Origin of the sequence: Chryseobacterium sp. CFS2, from assembly GCF_036543225.1 — a bacterium.
In the GTDB taxonomy this organism is placed as follows: Bacteria; Bacteroidota; Bacteroidia; order Flavobacteriales; family Weeksellaceae; genus Chryseobacterium; species Chryseobacterium culicis_A.
Genome location: NZ_JAZHQU010000005.1, coordinates 1 through 17,077, shown reverse-complemented (window position 1 = coordinate 17,077; position 17,077 = coordinate 1). Strand labels below are relative to the sequence as shown.

General features: G+C 35.8%; 14 protein-coding genes. 5 read left to right on the top strand and 9 right to left on the bottom strand.

The features are described 5' to 3' along the window. The first annotated feature begins 9 nt into the window (after positions 1-9). Positions 10-837, top strand: coding sequence for a 4,5-DOPA dioxygenase extradiol (gene ygiD / locus ODR02_RS12740; RefSeq protein ID WP_309513160.1), 828 nt, complete (start codon positions 10-12; stop codon positions 835-837). A 78-nt stretch (positions 838-915) separates the two neighbouring features. Here ygiD and ODR02_RS12735 read toward each other — a convergent pair whose 3' ends face one another. From ODR02_RS12735 to hutH, 4 genes are all read right to left on the bottom strand, one after another. Then, positions 916-2,397, bottom strand: a complete 1,482-nt coding sequence (locus tag ODR02_RS12735; RefSeq protein WP_209786017.1) for a S8 family peptidase — start codon at positions 2,395-2,397, stop codon at positions 916-918. Positions 2,398-2,488: 91 nt separating this feature from the next. Beyond that, positions 2,489-2,935 carry a GNAT family N-acetyltransferase gene (locus ODR02_RS12730; RefSeq protein WP_309513161.1) on the bottom strand — a complete coding sequence of 149 codons (447 nt, stop codon included), beginning with the start codon at positions 2,933-2,935 and terminating at the stop codon, positions 2,489-2,491. An 81-nt stretch (positions 2,936-3,016) separates the two neighbouring features. Beyond that, positions 3,017-3,466 (bottom strand): DUF2059 domain-containing protein, encoded by a 450-nt coding sequence (locus ODR02_RS12725; RefSeq protein ID WP_309513162.1) that lies wholly within the window; start codon positions 3,464-3,466, stop codon positions 3,017-3,019. Between the two features lie 3 nt (positions 3,467-3,469). Beyond that, a complete protein-coding gene (gene hutH, locus ODR02_RS12720; RefSeq protein ID WP_309513163.1) occupies positions 3,470-4,963 on the bottom strand; it encodes a histidine ammonia-lyase in 1,494 nt (497 codons plus the stop codon). 129 nt (positions 4,964-5,092) lie between these two features. On the opposite strand from hutH, the gene ODR02_RS12715 reads away from it, so the two are divergent. Together ODR02_RS12715 and uvrC are read left to right on the top strand one after the other, a co-directional pair. Then, positions 5,093-5,854, top strand: a complete 762-nt coding sequence (locus tag ODR02_RS12715) for a hypothetical protein (RefSeq protein ID WP_309513164.1) — start codon at positions 5,093-5,095, stop codon at positions 5,852-5,854. Positions 5,855-5,939: 85 nt separating this feature from the next. Next, on the top strand, positions 5,940-7,733 hold the full coding sequence (gene uvrC / locus ODR02_RS12710) for an excinuclease ABC subunit UvrC (protein WP_209786022.1): 1,794 nt from the start codon (positions 5,940-5,942) through the stop codon (positions 7,731-7,733). A gap of 393 nt (positions 7,734-8,126) precedes the next feature. Here uvrC and ODR02_RS12705 read toward each other — a convergent pair whose 3' ends face one another. The 4 genes from ODR02_RS12705 to ODR02_RS12690 all read right to left on the bottom strand — a co-directional run bounded on the left by ODR02_RS12705 (position 8,127) and on the right by ODR02_RS12690 (position 13,797). Further along, on the bottom strand, positions 8,127-10,991 hold the full coding sequence (locus ODR02_RS12705; protein ID WP_309513165.1) for a T9SS type A sorting domain-containing protein: 2,865 nt from the start codon (positions 10,989-10,991) through the stop codon (positions 8,127-8,129). Positions 10,992-11,067: 76 nt separating this feature from the next. Beyond that, a complete protein-coding gene (locus ODR02_RS12700) occupies positions 11,068-11,811 on the bottom strand; it encodes a hypothetical protein (RefSeq protein WP_309513166.1) in 744 nt (247 codons plus the stop codon). A gap of 11 nt (positions 11,812-11,822) precedes the next feature. Beyond that, a complete protein-coding gene (locus ODR02_RS12695) occupies positions 11,823-12,905 on the bottom strand; it encodes a PorV/PorQ family protein (protein WP_209786025.1) in 1,083 nt (360 codons plus the stop codon). A 13-nt stretch (positions 12,906-12,918) separates the two neighbouring features. Continuing rightward, entirely contained in the window at positions 12,919-13,797 is an 879-nt protein-coding gene (locus tag ODR02_RS12690; protein ID WP_209786026.1) for a DMT family transporter, read from the bottom strand. A gap of 170 nt (positions 13,798-13,967) precedes the next feature. Between ODR02_RS12690 and ODR02_RS12685 the strand changes: the two genes are divergently transcribed. After that, entirely contained in the window at positions 13,968-14,489 is a 522-nt protein-coding gene (locus ODR02_RS12685; RefSeq protein ID WP_209786027.1) for a GNAT family N-acetyltransferase, read from the top strand. Positions 14,490-14,775: 286 nt separating this feature from the next. Next, the gene (locus tag ODR02_RS12680) at positions 14,776-16,404 is read left to right on the top strand and encodes an acyl-CoA carboxylase subunit beta (protein ID WP_209786028.1); all 1,629 of its coding nucleotides are present in this window, start codon (positions 14,776-14,778) and stop codon (positions 16,402-16,404) included. Between the two features lie 83 nt (positions 16,405-16,487). Here ODR02_RS12680 and ODR02_RS12675 read toward each other — a convergent pair whose 3' ends face one another. Next, positions 16,488-16,685 carry a hypothetical protein gene (locus ODR02_RS12675; RefSeq protein WP_149835059.1) on the bottom strand — a complete coding sequence of 66 codons (198 nt, stop codon included), beginning with the start codon at positions 16,683-16,685 and terminating at the stop codon, positions 16,488-16,490. Positions 16,686-17,077: the final 392 nt, after the last annotated feature.

Genomic DNA, 17,077 nt, shown 5'->3' with positions numbered 1-17,077 from the left:
TTCAATATTATGAACCTCAATGATCTTCAAAACATAAGCGACGGTTTTAAACGCACACAGAGAATGCCTGTTTTATTTCTTGGACACGGCTCACCGATGAATGCCATTGAAGAGAATCAATTTGTGCAGGGTTTCCGAAAAGCGGCTTTAGAAATTCCTAAGCCCAATGCAATTCTTTGTATTTCTGCCCATTGGTATACAGACGGAACTTTTGTAACCGCTATGGATATGCCGAAAACCATCCATGATTTTTATGGGTTTCCAAAAGCTCTTTTTGATGTGCAGTATCCTGCTCCGGGAAGTCCGGAATTAGCAAAAGAAACAGCAGAACTCCTTCTTCCTATTGATGTGGAAGAGGATCATAGCTGGGGGCTGGATCATGGGGCATGGTCAGTCATTAAGCATATGTATCCTGATGCAGATATTCCTGTGATTCAACTGAGTATTGATCATACAAAACCTCCGCAGTATCATTATGATCTGGCCAAAAGACTGAATAAGCTTCGTGAAAAAGGTATTCTGATTATAGGAAGCGGAAATATTGTTCATAATCTCCGTCTTATCGACTGGAAAAATATAAACACAGTAGGAGCTGGCTGGGACTGGGCTGTAGAAGCCAGAGAGAAAACCAACAACTGGCTTCTTGATGGTAATTTTCAGAATATCATTGATTATCAGAAACAGGGAACTTTCTTACAGTATGCTGTTCCTACCCCTGATCATTATCTTCCTTTATTGTATACTTTAGGTCTGAAAGATCAGTCTGAAGAGCTTACTTTATTCAACGATGAGCTTATCGGCGGCTCGTTGAGCATGACGAGTGTAAGGATTGGATAATCATAATTTGATATTAAAAATAAAAAAGGAAATACCTCAGCCGAGATATTTCCTTTTCTTGTATAATGATAGTATTATTTACTGTACTGCTTTTAACACATTGATATTTCCGTAGCCATAGCTTGAATTAACATTTGGATAATAGGTAGCAGCCTGTCTCATTTTATTAAGCACCTGATCTCTCGTCCATGATGGATTTTTAGCCCAAACCAAAGCTGCAATTCCTGCTGTAGCAGCCGTAGCCACAGAAGAACCACCCACATAATCAGCCTGTCCATTGTAGTAACTCAATACAGGAACGGTATTTCCTGAAGGTCTCTCCATCTGAAAGGTAAAATCAATCTGGCTTCCTGAATGGCAAACATCACATTTCTGATTGGATGTATTTTCTTTTACTCCTGTTATCGCCTGAGTTTCCGACATTGATGCAGGGAAAATCACCCCAACAAAACTGGTAAAGCTGGTAGAAGTACCTCCGGCACAGAAAATTAGTTTTCCTTTAGAGTAAGCATATTTAACACCATCTTCAATTTTTCCGACAGAAAAGATATGCCCCATTGACATTGAGATGATCTTTACATTAGTGTTGTTACCCAATTCTGTAAATGCTGTTTTTACAGCGGTCTGCTCACTGGAAGTTTCCAGAACAACATTTTCTGCTGCTCTGTAGGCGATCAGATTGGCATTATAAGCAACTCCCACTGGTAACCCTGCATTATTTCTCGGAGCAGCCATTACGGATGCCATTTTTGTTCCGTGCCCACACTGATCTCCGGATCCATCTGAGTTATACACTCCCACTTTGCTGATTGTCCTTCCTGAAGAAGCACCATTATTAAAGCTTCCTCCCAATAAAGTCTGTTCTGGAGAAACTCCTGTATCTATAAGTCCGATGGTAACACCTGCTCCTGTGCTGTAGCTCCATGCTTCAGGAATGCTATGTTTTGTGAAAGCCCAAGGAATTTTTGCACTTGGAGTGGTTGAAGTATAGTCTGCCGTACTTAATGTAGATGATGAAAATCCACATCCTGATGAGCCACTTCCTGAAGATTTTGCAGCAGCATTATATTGAGCTTCAAACTCAAAATAATGATAGTCTGCCGGTTCTACATATCGGATGTTCTTCATTTGTCGAAGAGCAGTAATGGTTTCTTCATTTTCAATCACCACATCCATCTGATTAAGATATTGATCTGAAAGAAGAAGGAAATTTCTTTCGTCTTTTCCTTCATATTTTTTGATAACAGAAAGAACTTCTTTTTCCATATCGCTGCTGTTTGGAGATTTACTTCTGTCGAAATCATCTTTAGAAGCTCCAAAACCAATAGATACCATTTTATTTCCGCGGAAAATAGCACTCCACACGAAATGATCGGATTCATTCTTCCAATTGAAAGTACCATCCGTTTTAATAGCCTGGTTAATCCTTTCGTTGATCTGTTTTGCGGTCAACGGATCTTTCTGAGCCATTTCTGTTTTTACATTTTCGTTCTGAAGTTCTTCTCTGGAACACGAGTTTAAGGCAAAAAATATTGCCAGTAGGAATACAGTTTTTTTCATATGTTATAATTTTGGTTGGATCCACAATATAACACTTTGACGGGAATTAAAAACTTAAAAAAAAAGAATTTACCATTACATGAATATTAAATTACAATCCTTTCTCGTAACAGACACTTTGCTCTATTCCAACGTATTGTCCATAATTTGGTATTCTGTAAAAACCACTTTTTTCGTATACAGAGATTGCACTTTTAAGGTCTTGAGAAGTCTCCAATACTGCTTTTTTAAAATTCAATTCGGATGCCCAGTTTTCGAGTTCTTTTACAATTGCTGAGCCCAATCCTTTTTTTCTGAATTCCGGATGCGTAAACATTCTTTTTATTTCTACCGCATCTTCTGAAAATGGTTTGAATGCACCGCAAGCTGTAGGAATACCATCTATGTAAACTACTACGCAGTTTTTAAGGGTATCAATTGTATTGAACTGAGCAAAGAAGCCATCGTTTTCACCATTATGTTTAGCTAAAACAGCATCTAGGGATTTTACTAATTTTTGAAAATCTATGTTGGTGGAATCTGTTCTTAGTATGTGCATTTTGTTTGATTAAAAGATTAAAAAATTTAATAATTTAAAGATTTGGGAAAACAAAAAGCTCCCTTTCGGAAGCCTTTATTTTTATGGAGCTGGTGGAGGTGGATCCTGAAAGTGATAATGTTTATTCAATTTTTCATTAACCCTTTTATCTAATGCTTGTGCATAATCAGTTCCAATTTTCATTGAATCATTCATTAAGTTGGGCATATTTTCAATCATTTTCTGACCAGCCGGAGTTTTATAAAATTTAATGAGCTCATCAACGTCCGAATCTGTAAAATACTTTTTATAGACAGGAATGTACAACGCAAAAATTTTCTCTAGAGACATGTCTTTTTTAAACTCATCCCAAAAACTATCCGGTAAATCTTTATACCTATTGTTATAATGATCCATAAATTGTTGAAAAGCTATAGACAACATCTTATCTGATCTTGTTAAAGTGATCAGTTCTTTCAATTTTGCTTCATTTGACTGAGAAAAAGCATTTATCCCCAGCAAAAAGAAACATAAAATAATCGCCTTTCTCATTTCTTATTTTACATCAACAATAAACTTTCTCTCATTGATCAACTCTGCAATTGCCAGCATATCTTTACCGATCAGTCGGTCGTCTTCAAGTTTTGCAACTTTAGAACGAAGAATCGTAAAGTTTTCTTCAATTACTTTAGAGCATTTTGCTGGTCTTCTGAATTCAAGTCCCTGAGCGGCAAACATCAGCTCAACAGACAGAATGTTCACAAGATTTCCAAGAACCTGATTGAATTTTCTTCCTGAAATACTTCCCATAGAAACATGATCCTCCTGCCCTAAACTTGTAGGAATAGAGTCTGCTGATGCAGGGAAACATAATGTTTTATTTTCTGTAACCAAAGCTGCAGAAGTATACTGAGGAATCATAAATCCGGAATTTAATCCTGAGCTTTCGGTCAATAATCTTGGAAGACCGTATTTTCCTTCTAACAATAAATAGCTTCTTCTGTCTGAAATATTCCCTAATTCTGCTGCGGCTAATGTAGCATAATCTAAAGGCAATGCCATCAGCTGTCCGTGGAAGTTTCCACCTGAAATAGATTCTTCGGCACTTAATACAATCGGATTATCTGTTACAGAGTTCAATTCTGTTTCTGCCATCCCTCTAAGGTGTTCAAAAGCATTTCTGCTGGCTCCGTGAACCTGTGGCACACATCTCATAGAGTAAGGATCCTGAACTCTCTCACAATCTTCGTGAGCTTTCATATTTTGTGATCCTTTCAGGAATTTAACCATTCTTGCCGCCACTTTTTTACTGCCTTCAAAAGGTCTGATCTCATGAAGTTCTTTTTTAAAAGGGCTTTCTGAACCTCTGTAAGCTTCAATACTCATAGCAGCTGTCATATCAGCAAGGTCTAGTAAATACTCAAATTTTTCAAGTCCTTTGATTGCATGAGCAAGGATAAACTGTGTACCGTTGATTAATCCCAACCCTTCTTTTGGGCCTAATGCTAATGGTTCAAGGTCATGTTTTTTCAGCACTTCCATTGTTTCAGAAACCTTATCTCCTTCCCAAACCTGTCCTAACCCCAATAAAGGCAATACCAGATGTGCTAACGGAGCAAGATCTCCTGAAGCTCCTACAGATCCCTGTTCAGGAACCACCGGGATGATATCTTTTTCAAGCATCAGGATCATTCTTTCAATAACTTCCAGGGAAACTCCTGAAAATCCTTTCGAAAGAGCATGTACTTTAGCAATCATCATGATCTTGGAAAGTTCTTTATCAATAGGCTTTCCTACTCCCACCGCATGGGAAATAATCAGGTTATATTGTAACTGGGCGGTTTCGTCAGCTGAAATTTTAGTATCACATAATGGTCCGAACCCGGTATTGATTCCATATACACATCTGTCAGACTCTACTATTTTCTGTACGTTTTTCTGTGATTTTAAGATTTGTTCTTTTGCGGCTTTATTAAGCTTGGCTTTATTTGGCTTTTTACAGATTTCCAGAACATCATGGAAAGTAAAAACATCTACTCCGTATATCATTTCTAAAAAAATTTCTTTAAAATTACGCATTTAACAATAATTGGAAAAGCTAAATTTTAATCTTCTATATTTTTATAAAACAAGCGAATTAATTTACTATTTTTAGCCCCGAAAATTAAAAACAATAACATGAGACTGAAAACTCTATTCCTTGCCGTATGTGTAGCAAGCACAACTGCTTTCGCCCAGAAAGTAAAATATTCTAAAGAGGATATCAAAAAAATGGAAACTTATCTTTTTAATGAAGGTTTCAATAGTCCATCTCCTAAGAAAACTTCTACGATTCTCCTGAAAGACGGAACTACCTACAAAGGATTCTGTAACAAGATCGAAACTAAAAAAGGACAGATTTACGAAGTAGCTATCAAAGACAGTGTTACCAAGAAGAATACTACATTCAATGCTTATCAGATCAACGAAATGTATGTATATCCAAGCAATGCTGAAAAAATTGCAAAAGTGGCCAAATACATGGGGAACATCAGAAACTTCGGAACTAAGAAGCTGACTAAAAACACCAATAATGACAGAATTTATTTTGTGAATCAGACGGTTTCTCTAAAGAATAAAAAAGATGATAAGGAATTCCTGATGCAGGTTATCAATCCAGGTTTTGATGATATTATTTCAGTATACCACGATCCCAGAGCTAAAGAAACAACAGGTTTTTCTGTAATGGGTTCTCCACAGCTTGGTGGCGGGGTTATTAAATCTTATTACGTAAAAAAGGGCAACAAAGTAATGTGGCTGCATAAAGATGATTTTGAAGATAATTATGATTTCCTTTTTGGAGATAATCAGGATTTCATGAAAAAATATCCTAAAAACTCTGTGGAATGGGATTACTTCAGTTTTCTTGTGAATGAGTACACTACAATGACTAACGGATAAAATCCTTTGAACCATACAATAAAGCCTGTAGATTCTCTGCAGGTTTTTCTTTTTTAAATAGGGAAAGTTTCCTTAATTTTGTTATATGAATCCTTCTTTAGAACTACAGCTCAAAACCTTACCATCCGAACCCGGCGTTTATCGTTATTATGATAAGAATGAACAGCTTTTGTATGTTGGGAAAGCTAAAAATCTTAAAAAAAGGGTTCTTTCCTACTTCAATAAAAATCTTTCCGGATACAGAATCAAAATAATGGTCAGCAAAATCCAGCGACTGGAAACAACCATTGTAAACAGTGAATATGATGCGCTTTTATTGGAAAACAACCTGATTAAGGAGCATCAGCCGTTTTATAATGTCATGCTGAAGGATGATAAAACTTATCCATGGATTTGTATTAAAAATGAAGATTTTCCAAGAATTTTCCTGACAAGAAATGTCATTAAAGACGGATCAGAATATTACGGTCCCTATGCAAAGGTGCGCCCTGCAAAGATTTTATTAGACACAATCAAACATATTTACAAACTCAGAACCTGTAACCTGAATCTTTCTCCAGCCAAGATTGCAGAAGGAAAATACAAGGTCTGCCTGGAGTATCATATTAAAAACTGTGAAGGACCATGCGAAGATCTGGAAAGTAAGGAAGAGTATGATGAAAAAATAGATGCCATCCGTGGGATTATCAAAGGAGATTTCCGGAAAGCAAAAGATTATCTGGTGAATCAGATGATGAAACTGGCTTCCAATCTTCAGTTTGAACAAGCTCAGATTATTAAGGAAAGACTGGACATTCTTGAGGATTATCAGGCTAAAAACACGGTAGTGAATCCGAATATTGATGATGTGGATGTTTTTGGGATGACCAGTGATGAAACGGCTGCTTATGTCAATTTCTTTAAAATCAGAAATGGAAATATTATCCAGAGTTTTACTACTGAGATCAAAAAGATTCTCGAAGAAACGGATGAAGATATTCTGGAAGAAGCATTAATAGAAATCCGTCAGAAGTTTTCTTCTGATTCTAAAGAAGTCCTTTTACCCTTCCATTTGTCTGTAGAAATCCCGAATGTAAAATTGATTGTTCCTAAAGTAGGAGATAAAAAAAGAATTGTAGAGCTTTCTGAAAAGAATGCTAAAGAATATCGTCTGGAAAAGCTGAAACAGGTTCAGATTATAGATCCTGAAAGACATACCAACAGAATCATGGCCGAGATGCAGAAACTTCTGAGAATGCCTGTAGAGCCAAGACATATTGAAGGTTTTGATAACTCAAACATTCAGGGTACCAATCCTGTGTCAGCATGTGTTGTTTTCAAAGATGGAAGACCTAGCAAGGCAGATTACAGAATTTTCCATCCGAAAACAGTGGAAGGACCGAACGATTTTGCAACTATGGAAGAAGTGATCTACCGCCGTTATAAAAGGATGCTTGATGAAGGTGAAGATCTTCCTCAGCTGATTCTGATTGATGGAGGAAAGGGGCAGCTGTCTTCTGCTGTAAAGAGCCTGAGATTATTGGGACTTTATGGCAAGATTACCATTGTAGGTATTGCCAAAAGACTGGAAGAAATTTTCTTCCCTGAAGATTCTATTCCTTTATATCTTGATAAAAAATCTGAAACGTTGAAAATCCTTCAGCGTGTCCGTGACGAAGCTCACCGATTCGGGGTAAAACACCACAGAACAAGAAGGAAAAATTCTACTATAAAATCTGAGTTGGAAGAAATTCCCGGTGTGGGAGAAAAAACTATTGAACTGCTTCTGTCTAAGTTAAAGTCTGTAAAACGTATCAAGGAAGCCAATCTGGAAACTCTGGAGGAAATTTTAGGGAAAAGTAAGGCTAAAGTAATTTGGGAGTTTTTTAATGCTCCTTGATAATATTTGTAATCCAACAGTTAAATTTTCACAAATAAAACCTACTATTTTTACAACATTTTATATTCATTTCCCATTTTCTCATTTAGGGACAAAAACCAACAATTCCTTTAACACAAAGAAAACACAATAATAAAAAATGTTAAAAAGCAAATATTTCACTAATAAATAGTATTATATGTGTTTTTTTCATAAATTAGTAATATCAACTAATAACAATAATACTGTGAAAATTTTTCTCTTTTTGTAAATCTTTTTCACATTCTCATTTAGCATTTGAATACTCAGGTTACCTCCCTCTTTGTAGGAGACTATGTTCAAATTTTCAAAAAATGAAAAACACATCAACATATATATTATAAAAGGCTCTTTTTCAAGAGCCTTTTACACGTATTATTTTTTTATAATCTTACCCAAATATTCTCCTTTAGCTGTTTTTAACTTAACAAAATATATTCCTGATGGAAGTTCTGCTACATTAATATTTTTATGATTATCTATAATATTCTTCACAAGCTTTCCGGAGGCATCAAAAATTTTCACGTTTTCTATTTTAGAATTTTCGTTCAGTTTTATTGAAAAATATTCTGAAACAGGATTAGGATAAATCTGCAGATCTGCATTTTCTTTTTTAATCTCTGCGCTGGATATTTCATGGATTGCCAGATAAACAGGCAGTGAATCAGTCACTATATACAATTCACTTCCATGTTCTTTCGTATTAATGGTCAGAAATAATTTTTCACCATCTGTTCCCATTTTTTGAATATTTTCATTAACCAACAGCTGGTTATCATCGTTTGTCACGAAAATATCCATCGGAGAAGTTGAAACACCGTCACTTTTCCATACCTTTTGGGAATCTCCATTAAGAAAGTAAAGATAATTGTTGGCACACGTCATATCTTTCACTGAAGAAAAATTTTGGGATAAATCAGATGTGCCATTTGCCGTTCCATCTGTTTTCCACAACTGTGTACTATTGTTATTGGTAAAAAATAACTGATTTCCACATTTTTTAAATTTTACATCACCCAAAAAGTTTCCCGCTAATATCTGTTCTGTCCCTGCAACTGTTCCATCTGTAGAATGCAGCGCTGGGGAAGGATAACCTGCAGTGACATAAAAAAGCTTATTATTAAATATTATTGTTTCTCTCGCAATACTTGAAGAGCCATAAGGAGCAGCGTAAGATTTCAGTAATATAGCAGATGCCTGATCACCGTTTGAAATCCAAAGTTCGTTTTGCCCGGAGCTGTAATTCGCAGGAGTATTTTCCTGTTGTTTTGTAAAGAATAATTTATTATTAAAAGCATTCAGTACCTTAATATCTCCATCTGTCCCATCCTGATAGGAGAACTGTAGTACCTTTTGGGTATTGGCTTCAGTAGCATCTGTTTTCCAAATCCCCAATTTCCCATTATCTTTTGCCACAAAATAAGCAAAACCATTCAGTATTGCAGTTTTTGAATCTACGGAATAAAGACTTCCCATATTATCCTGGGAAATATCTTTAACCATACTAACAGTATTGGAAGTATTATCAATCTTCCAAAGTTCAGTTCCTACCACATTATTATATCCGGCAAAAAGCAATGTATTATCATTCAAGCTGGTATATGGTACCCTGCTGGTAATATTGGGGGATGATATTGACAAAGTATTGGCTTCTGTACCATCTGTTCTGTAAGCTGCTTCGGGAGTATAAAGATAGTTTCCTACTTTAATGAAATTATCATTAAAGTCACTGCCCATACCTATAAACGAATTTCCTCCAAAGCTGGATATTCTCTCAATCTGCTGTGTGATTTTATTTCTCTTATAAATCTGGCTGTTATACTGTCTGTCTGTCGCAATGAAAATAAGATCATCATTCAGTATCTGAAATGCATGAGGCAAAGAACTTTCAAATCTACTGATGTCCGAAGCCATCGCAGTCTGATGGGTCACCGGATTTAGTGAAAATAGTTCAGTGCCATATTTTGGGGTATTTCCGGTAAGATAAATTTTAGAATTCAGGTCTACAAAACTATTATTATTTGGCATTCCAAGTCCTGTAATCTCAAAACTTTGTGAAGAATTTCCATTCACTACCCAATATCTGTTTCCATAATTAGCCATCGTAAGAATCAAATGATTACTATCTGAACTATTCCCATGAATCAAAGCTCCTGCGTGCGTATTGAAGAGAACAGTTCCGGCTTCTGTACCATCTGTTTCCCAGATATAATTACCATACGCTGCGTTAACACCGTTGGCACTACTTTCAAAGAATATTTTGTTATTATATTTTACAAATTTCTTCATTGCCATAGAACTTGTAGCTCCAGGAATTAGATTTTTCAACAGATAAGTTCCTGCCGTTGTTCCGTCAGAAACCCATGGTTCATAGCCATTTGCTGCATCAAATCCTGTAAAAACAAAATAATCATCAACAGCAGCTCCTTCCAGCTGCGGATAACCTACAGATTTTATGGATACTGTTCCCGCTTCTGTTCCATCTGTTGAATATAATTCATATCCCGCTGTTCCTGTTCCAAGATTAACAACGAAGTATAGTTTATTTTTAAAGATCAGTGCTTTAAAATCGCCATTAATACTTCCACCCGCATTGGGAACAATATCCTTTAATAAAGATGTTCCGGCAATGGTTCCATCTGATTTCCATATCTCTTTTCCGTGTGTGCCATCATCTGCTGCCAGGAACAAAGTATTATTCATGGTATACATTTTTACATCACCGGAATATTGAAATGTTTTTAATAGCTGCAGGCTATCTGTAGCGGTATTGTAAGACCAAAGTTCATTGTGGTGGTAGAAAAAGATATTATTTCCAACCGCAGCATTTGCAGCTACCGAAAACTCAAAATTCAGATCTTTCACCTTGGATGTTCCTACTGGGGTTCCGTCTGTAACCCAAAGCTGATTATTGGACGAACTATTGCTTTGTACAGCTATAAAGTAAATTTTATTATTGAGCCTCATAAAAGACGGATCTCCCGCCATCCCAATACTGTATCCCGGAAAAACATTCTTCAGCAGAATTGATTTTTGAGTACCCGGATCAAAGCTCCACAGTTCCCTTCCTTCCTCTGTAGACTTGGTGGCTGTGAAAAGAATATGATTATTGAATTTTATAAAATTATCAGGATCACTGGAAGCTCCAAAATTAATTTCGTTTAATTGGGTATTAAATACACTTTGTGCGCTCGAAAATACTGACAGTATTGCCAATATAGAAATGTAAACTTTTTTCATAGCTATTAGTTAAAATAAATCCTTAATTCTAAAAAGTTATGAATTAAGGATAATATTTTTTTATTATTGATGTAAATTATTTTGCTGTAAAAACTTCTTTGGAATATCTTCCGTCAGTCTGTGGAATATCGATCACAATATTTCCGTTTTCAAAATATCCGATGGTTGTATTTCCATCAGCCAGTTTTACAAGGAAAACAGAGTTCTTTGATGTTGCTTTGAAAACCGCAAACGGTACAGAACTACCAGACTTTGCTAAAATAAACTGATTGGAATCAATCTGGATTTTCTGAAGATCCATTTTCCCGTTTGAGTAATTATTGGCTTCAGGGGTTACTGTAGATGCTACAGACGCTACAGGTTCAGGAGATGTATGCTGAGCAGTATTATTAGATGCTGGTAAGAGCGCAACCGGATTGGAAACCGGTACTTTCATCAAAGCCTCTCTTAAAGCATCCTGCAATCCTTCTTCAAATTCTTTAATTCTTGACCCTCCTTTAGATTCCAGAATCATATTATTATTACAATCCTTAAACTGGAGTATTACTTTATTTTTAAATAAATTTTTATCATTAAGGAGATCAGCAGTAACCACGTTACAGAAATTACCTTTAGCTTCTGAAGGCCAGTTATCTTTAATGACAGGAAGGACTATGTACTTTTTCCCGGTCAAAGCTTTGGTCAAAAAGCCTTTCAAACCATAATCTTCCCCAAATGTTTCAAATTTTTCAGGAACTGCAACGTATTTGTAATCTGAAATCTTTTGTGCGAAAGCAATTGTTGAGCATACTGCCAACATCAGCATTGATAACTTTTTCATTTTTTTAAATTTTAATCGTTTCTGAATGCTCCCATATCCAGTTTCAATGAGAAGAAGTTGGAATAGAAATTAGATCCGCCTATCCCGGAATTCGTAATCGCATAATCCAGTGTAAGCCCTCTGTATCTAATTCCAAGACCTGCACTTGGCTGGAAAGAAACTTTTCTTTTAAGATCTTCTATATCTGTAATAGACTGGAATCTGTTAATCCCTAATCTTACAAAAATCATTTTCTGATACCCTAGTTCAGCTCCGGCATACGGGCTGATACTTGCAAAATCTGTGGAAATCAATGATGCTGTCTTTGCAAAATCCACATTCAAACCTGCCTCCGGTAAGACGTACACACTGCTATTGATTTCGAATAATTTGCTGGCACCCACATTAAGTTTAGGCATGGTAAGTTCCAGTTTATCTTTCGGAGCAGGGTTGAACTCTTCTCCGTTTACAACAGTAGAAAGTTCTTTCTGGTTAATTGTCCAGAAGTTTACCGTAGTGGTAATATCTCTCACCATACCTCCGAACTTCCATCCGTTATCAGCTTTATAAGTAGCTCCCACATCAAAACCGAATCCATAACCGTTTGCAAATTTACCCACATTTCTGTAGACAATCTTTGCATTTACTCCCACATCCAGTTTAGGGTTTCCACCAGGCCTGAATGCATAAGAAAGAATGGCTGCATAATCGGATTGAGAGAATTTTGTGATTTTATCATAATCAATATTCCCTTCAGAATCGATCATTTGGGTTGTATTCAAAATATTATCTACTCCAAGTCTTACCACAGAAACACCAAAAACACCTTCTTCAAGCACTTTTGCGTATGCCAGATAATCATATTTTGCGATAGACTCAAAGTACTCAGCGTGCATTGCTGCTCCTTGCCAGTCTCTTTCAATAGACATTAAACCTGCAGGGTTCCACATGGGAGAATATACATCATCCTGATTGGTGATTACTGCCCCTCCCATTGCAAGTCCTCTTGCTCCGGCTCCGATATTTAAAAATTCATTGGAATATTTCCTGATAATCTGAGATTGAGAAAGCCCAAACAGCAGTGAAAATGCAAGTAAAAAATATTTTTTCATCATATAAATTTGATGCTTAGTTTAAGTTTTTAGTTTTTCTGGCTTTAATTAATCCATTTACAATGATTGCCAGTATCATAACACCTGAAGCCACATAAAATATAGGGCTCATATGTTCTGATTCCCCAAAGATAAAAAAAGCTAGTATAATTCCGTAAACAGGTTCTAAATTAACTGTTAAAATTAAAGTAAAGGGTGATATATATTTCATTAAATTCACCGATTCCAGCATGGGAAAAGCGGTAAAAACACTGGCTAACAAGCATATTAACGCCAAATCCCGGTAGTTTATTTCATTCATTTGAAAAATTTGCCCCGAAAGCAAATAAAATACCATTAAAATGAACCAACCACAGAATATTTCATAAAAAATAATGTTTCCTGAACTTGTTTTACCAAACATTTTACCATTAAAAACCGAAAAAATTGTTCCAAATACTGCGCAAAGAATTCCATAAATAATACCCTCTTTGAAATGAAACTCGGTCTTAAAGATTAATAATATACAGGCAACGATAACCGTTCCCATCACCACTTCCGATACATCAATTTTTCTTTTGAAAATAATAGGTTCCAGAATGGAGGCAAAAAGTGTGGATAATGAAAGACAGCTCAATGCAATGGAAACATTCGAGACCTTAATAGAGTAAAAGAAACAGTACCAATGGAGCGCCATAGCCAAACCTATTGCTGCCAGTTGAAAAAATATCTTTTTTGAAACCTTTATGCTATCCTTCTTAAAAACCCGGATAAATACAAAAAGAAAAATAGAAGCAAACAACATTCTGTAAAACACAAGAATCTGTGCATTGGCATGAATCAATTTTCCTAAAATTGCGGTGAACCCCCACAAAAATACAATTAAGTGTAACCTGAAAAGCGCCAATTTATGCATAACCTATCTCCTTAGAATTTTTAACGTGCAAATTTACAAATACGCTTTTATAAATCTTACAAAAAATATAAATTTACATTAATAAAAAGATGATAAATAAAGTTTTTAATAGTTTTTCACCTAATACAGACCCTTTTCTATTCATTTAATCAAAACATCAGAATTACAATATGATATTAAGTCCAACTATTGAAATCAAAACAAAACGTCTGGTCTTACGACCTGTTAAAGACTTATACATAGATGATATTTTAGAACATTTTACCAATGAGGTTACCAGATACATGCCTTTTGACCCGCAAGGTAGCAGACAGGATATAATCACTTTTGTTAATGAATCAAAAAGAACTTTATTACAAAACACAGATCTGGTAATGGTTGCCCTGGACTCTGATGGTGACTTTGCAGGATGTTGTGGTATCCATAATATAACAAAAGAATCTGTTGAGCTTGGTCTATGGCTAAAAAAGAGTTCTCAAGGAAAAGGATTGGGAACTGAAATCATAAAAGCCCTCATAGAGTTTCTGGAAAAGAATTTCACTTTTAAGTATATTTTATATCCTGTAGATGAAGAAAATATAGCCAGCAGAAAAATTCCGGAAAAATTAGGTTTTATTCCTGCTAAAAAATATAAAAAAAACAAGAATCATCTTATGGACCTGAATATTGTAGAATATAGAAAGTATTACTAATTATTGCACACACAGTAATAAAAAAAACCCTGAAAATTTGTTAAACTTTCAGGGCCTTCAAATAATAAACTATTAAAAAAATAAACTAGGAACTTAGAGTATTTTGCAGAGAATATCACCTCTGTTACTCTAATGTAAAGTTAGAAAAAATATAAATTATTTAAAAATATTTTTTAGTTAAAAAATTCACAATTTACTAGAAACCAAATAATTAAACATCTGTTTTACTTCCAATTCATATTCCTCATAAAAATAGTATCTTTAAGCGTAAAAAATTGAAAATTTTATGGACATCGAATTCAATAAACGAGAAGATCAGAACAGATTAAAATTATCTGAAATAAATCGCTTACTCACTGAAATCAAAAAAGGAGGTGGTGAGAAGAGGCTTCAAAAGCTTCGTGATGAAGGAAAAATGACAGCAAGAGAAAGAGTGGATTATCTTCTCGATAAAGATTCAGATTCTATAGAAGTAGGTGCATTTGCAGGTTTTGAGATGTATAAAGAACATGGAGGATGTCCTAGCGGAGGAGTTGTAGTAGTGATAGGTTACGTTTCAGGGAGACAATGTATCATTGTTGCCAATGATGCTTCTGTAAAAGCCGGAGCGTGGTTTCCTATCACAGGAAAGAAAAATCTGAGAGCACAGGAAATTGCTATGGAAAACAAACTTCCTATCATTTACTTGGTAGACTCAGCTGGTGTTTACCTTCCTATGCAGGATGAGATTTTCCCGGATAAAGAGCATTTCGGAAGAATTTTCAGAAATAATGCCAAAATGAGTTCTATGGGAATCATCCAGATTTCTGCCGTTATGGGCAGCTGTGTGGCTGGAGGAGCTTATCTTCCCATTATGAGTGATGAAGCAATGATTGTGGATAAAACAGGTTCTATTTTCCTTGCCGGAAGCTATCTTGTAAAAGCAGCTATTGGAGAAAGCATCGATAATGAGACATTGGGTGGTGCTACTACGCACTGCTCTATTTCAGGAGTAACAGATTATAAAGCGAAAGATGATAAAGATGCTTTGAATAGAATCAAAAACATCATGAAATCTCTTGGAACAACTGAAAAAGCAGGTTTTGACAGAATAGAAAGTTTCCCTCCAAAAGAAAACCCTGAAAACATTTTCGGAATTATGCCGGTTTCCAGAGCTGAGCAATATGATACTTACGAAATTATCAAATGTATTGTGGATAACTCTGAATATGAAGAATACAAACCAGACTACGGTAAAAGTATTATCTGTGCAACGGCAAGAGTTGACGGGTGGTCTGTAGGGATTGTAGCCAACCAGAGAAAATTGGTTAAAAGTGGAAAAGGAGAAATGCAGTTTGGAGGCGTAATCTACTCAGATTCTGCAGATAAAGCAACACGTTTCATTGCCAACTGCAATCAAAGAAAGATCCCTTTAATTTTCTTACAGGATGTTACCGGATTCATGGTAGGTTCCAAATCAGAACATGGCGGAATCATTAAAGACGGAGCTAAAATGGTAAACGCAGTTTCCAATTCTGTAGTTCCTAAATTCACCATCATTACAGGAAACTCTTACGGAGCAGGAAACTATGCGATGTGTGGTAAAGCTTATGATCCTAGGTTAATTGTAGCATGGCCTTGGGCAGATTTAGCTGTAATGGGAGGTGCGCAGGCCGCAAAAGTGCTTGCTCAGATCCAGGAATCAACATTGAAAAAACAAGGAAAGGAAATATCTGAAGAAGAGCACAATGAGATTCTGGATACGATTTCTAAGAAATATCAGAAACAAACTGAATCTACCTATGCCGCAGCAAGATTATGGACAGATGCGATTATTAACCCTGTAGATACAAGAAAATGGATCTCCATGGGTATTGAAGCTGCCAACAATTCTCCTATCACTGAGAAATTCAACTTAGGAGTAATTCAAGTCTGATTACAATATATTTATAAAATAAACACGGCTATTTCAGTTTGAGATAGCCGTATTTTTATTTATACCTTTAAATTATAGGAATATTAGTTTCCATATTCTTCTTTACAAAATTCTATAGGGCCGCCCAGCCTCATACAGCATTGATATTTGCTCAAACAAATTCCATTAGGCCATCCCGGAGGATAACACATTCCAAATGCCGGATCATCCGGGCAACCTGGGCCACCGCTTCCTTTAAGTGATTTTAAACTCTCTCTTGAAATCTTTACCAGATTTTTCATAGTTATTTAGTTTTTGATATTTCCTACTCTATTATAGCTTTTCGGATTACGCTTTTCTAATATACCATTTTTTCAACATCCTGTGAAATTTAATGAGAAACTTCCATCTTAGATTTGAATTATACCTAATTAAGATTTATACACACGATAATATAGGAATAGCGAGAAAATACTTTAACAAATTTCAGGAGCTGTATCCCGCTATTCATTCATACTCCTCGCGCCTGCACGCTCCCACGCTCAGCCCCAACCACTCGCCAATCCAAGCTGCGGGGTAACCATTGCTATCGGGGCTAGGAGGACATTAATGATGAATGATAAGTCAAATTATGAGTTGTGGGATCCGATTTAAGAATGATTGGTTTTATATCGTGAGATTTAATAGTTCCGAT

Excerpts from the sequence above, each read along its gene's own strand:
- ygiD (WP_309513160.1), top strand. The coding sequence starts at position 10 with ATGAACCTCAATGATCTTCAAAACATAAGCGACGGTTTTAAACGCACA.
- ODR02_RS12735 (WP_209786017.1), bottom strand. The coding sequence starts at position 2,397 with ATGAAAAAAACTGTATTCCTACTGGCAATATTTTTTGCCTTAAACTCG.
- ODR02_RS12730 (WP_309513161.1), bottom strand. The coding sequence starts at position 2,935 with ATGCACATACTAAGAACAGATTCCACCAACATAGATTTTCAAAAATTA.
- ODR02_RS12725 (WP_309513162.1), bottom strand. The coding sequence starts at position 3,466 with ATGAGAAAGGCGATTATTTTATGTTTCTTTTTGCTGGGGATAAATGCT.
- hutH (WP_309513163.1), bottom strand. The coding sequence starts at position 4,963 with ATGATATACGGAGTAGATGTTTTTACTTTCCATGATGTTCTGGAAATC.
- ODR02_RS12715 (WP_309513164.1), top strand. The coding sequence starts at position 5,093 with ATGAGACTGAAAACTCTATTCCTTGCCGTATGTGTAGCAAGCACAACT.
- uvrC (WP_209786022.1), top strand. The coding sequence starts at position 5,940 with ATGAATCCTTCTTTAGAACTACAGCTCAAAACCTTACCATCCGAACCC.
- ODR02_RS12705 (WP_309513165.1), bottom strand. The coding sequence starts at position 10,991 with ATGAAAAAAGTTTACATTTCTATATTGGCAATACTGTCAGTATTTTCG.
- ODR02_RS12700 (WP_309513166.1), bottom strand. The coding sequence starts at position 11,811 with ATGAAAAAGTTATCAATGCTGATGTTGGCAGTATGCTCAACAATTGCT.
- ODR02_RS12695 (WP_209786025.1), bottom strand. The coding sequence starts at position 12,905 with ATGATGAAAAAATATTTTTTACTTGCATTTTCACTGCTGTTTGGGCTT.
- ODR02_RS12690 (WP_209786026.1), bottom strand. The coding sequence starts at position 13,797 with ATGCATAAATTGGCGCTTTTCAGGTTACACTTAATTGTATTTTTGTGG.
- ODR02_RS12685 (WP_209786027.1), top strand. The coding sequence starts at position 13,968 with ATGATATTAAGTCCAACTATTGAAATCAAAACAAAACGTCTGGTCTTA.
- ODR02_RS12680 (WP_209786028.1), top strand. The coding sequence starts at position 14,776 with ATGGACATCGAATTCAATAAACGAGAAGATCAGAACAGATTAAAATTA.
- ODR02_RS12675 (WP_149835059.1), bottom strand. The coding sequence starts at position 16,685 with ATGAAAAATCTGGTAAAGATTTCAAGAGAGAGTTTAAAATCACTTAAA.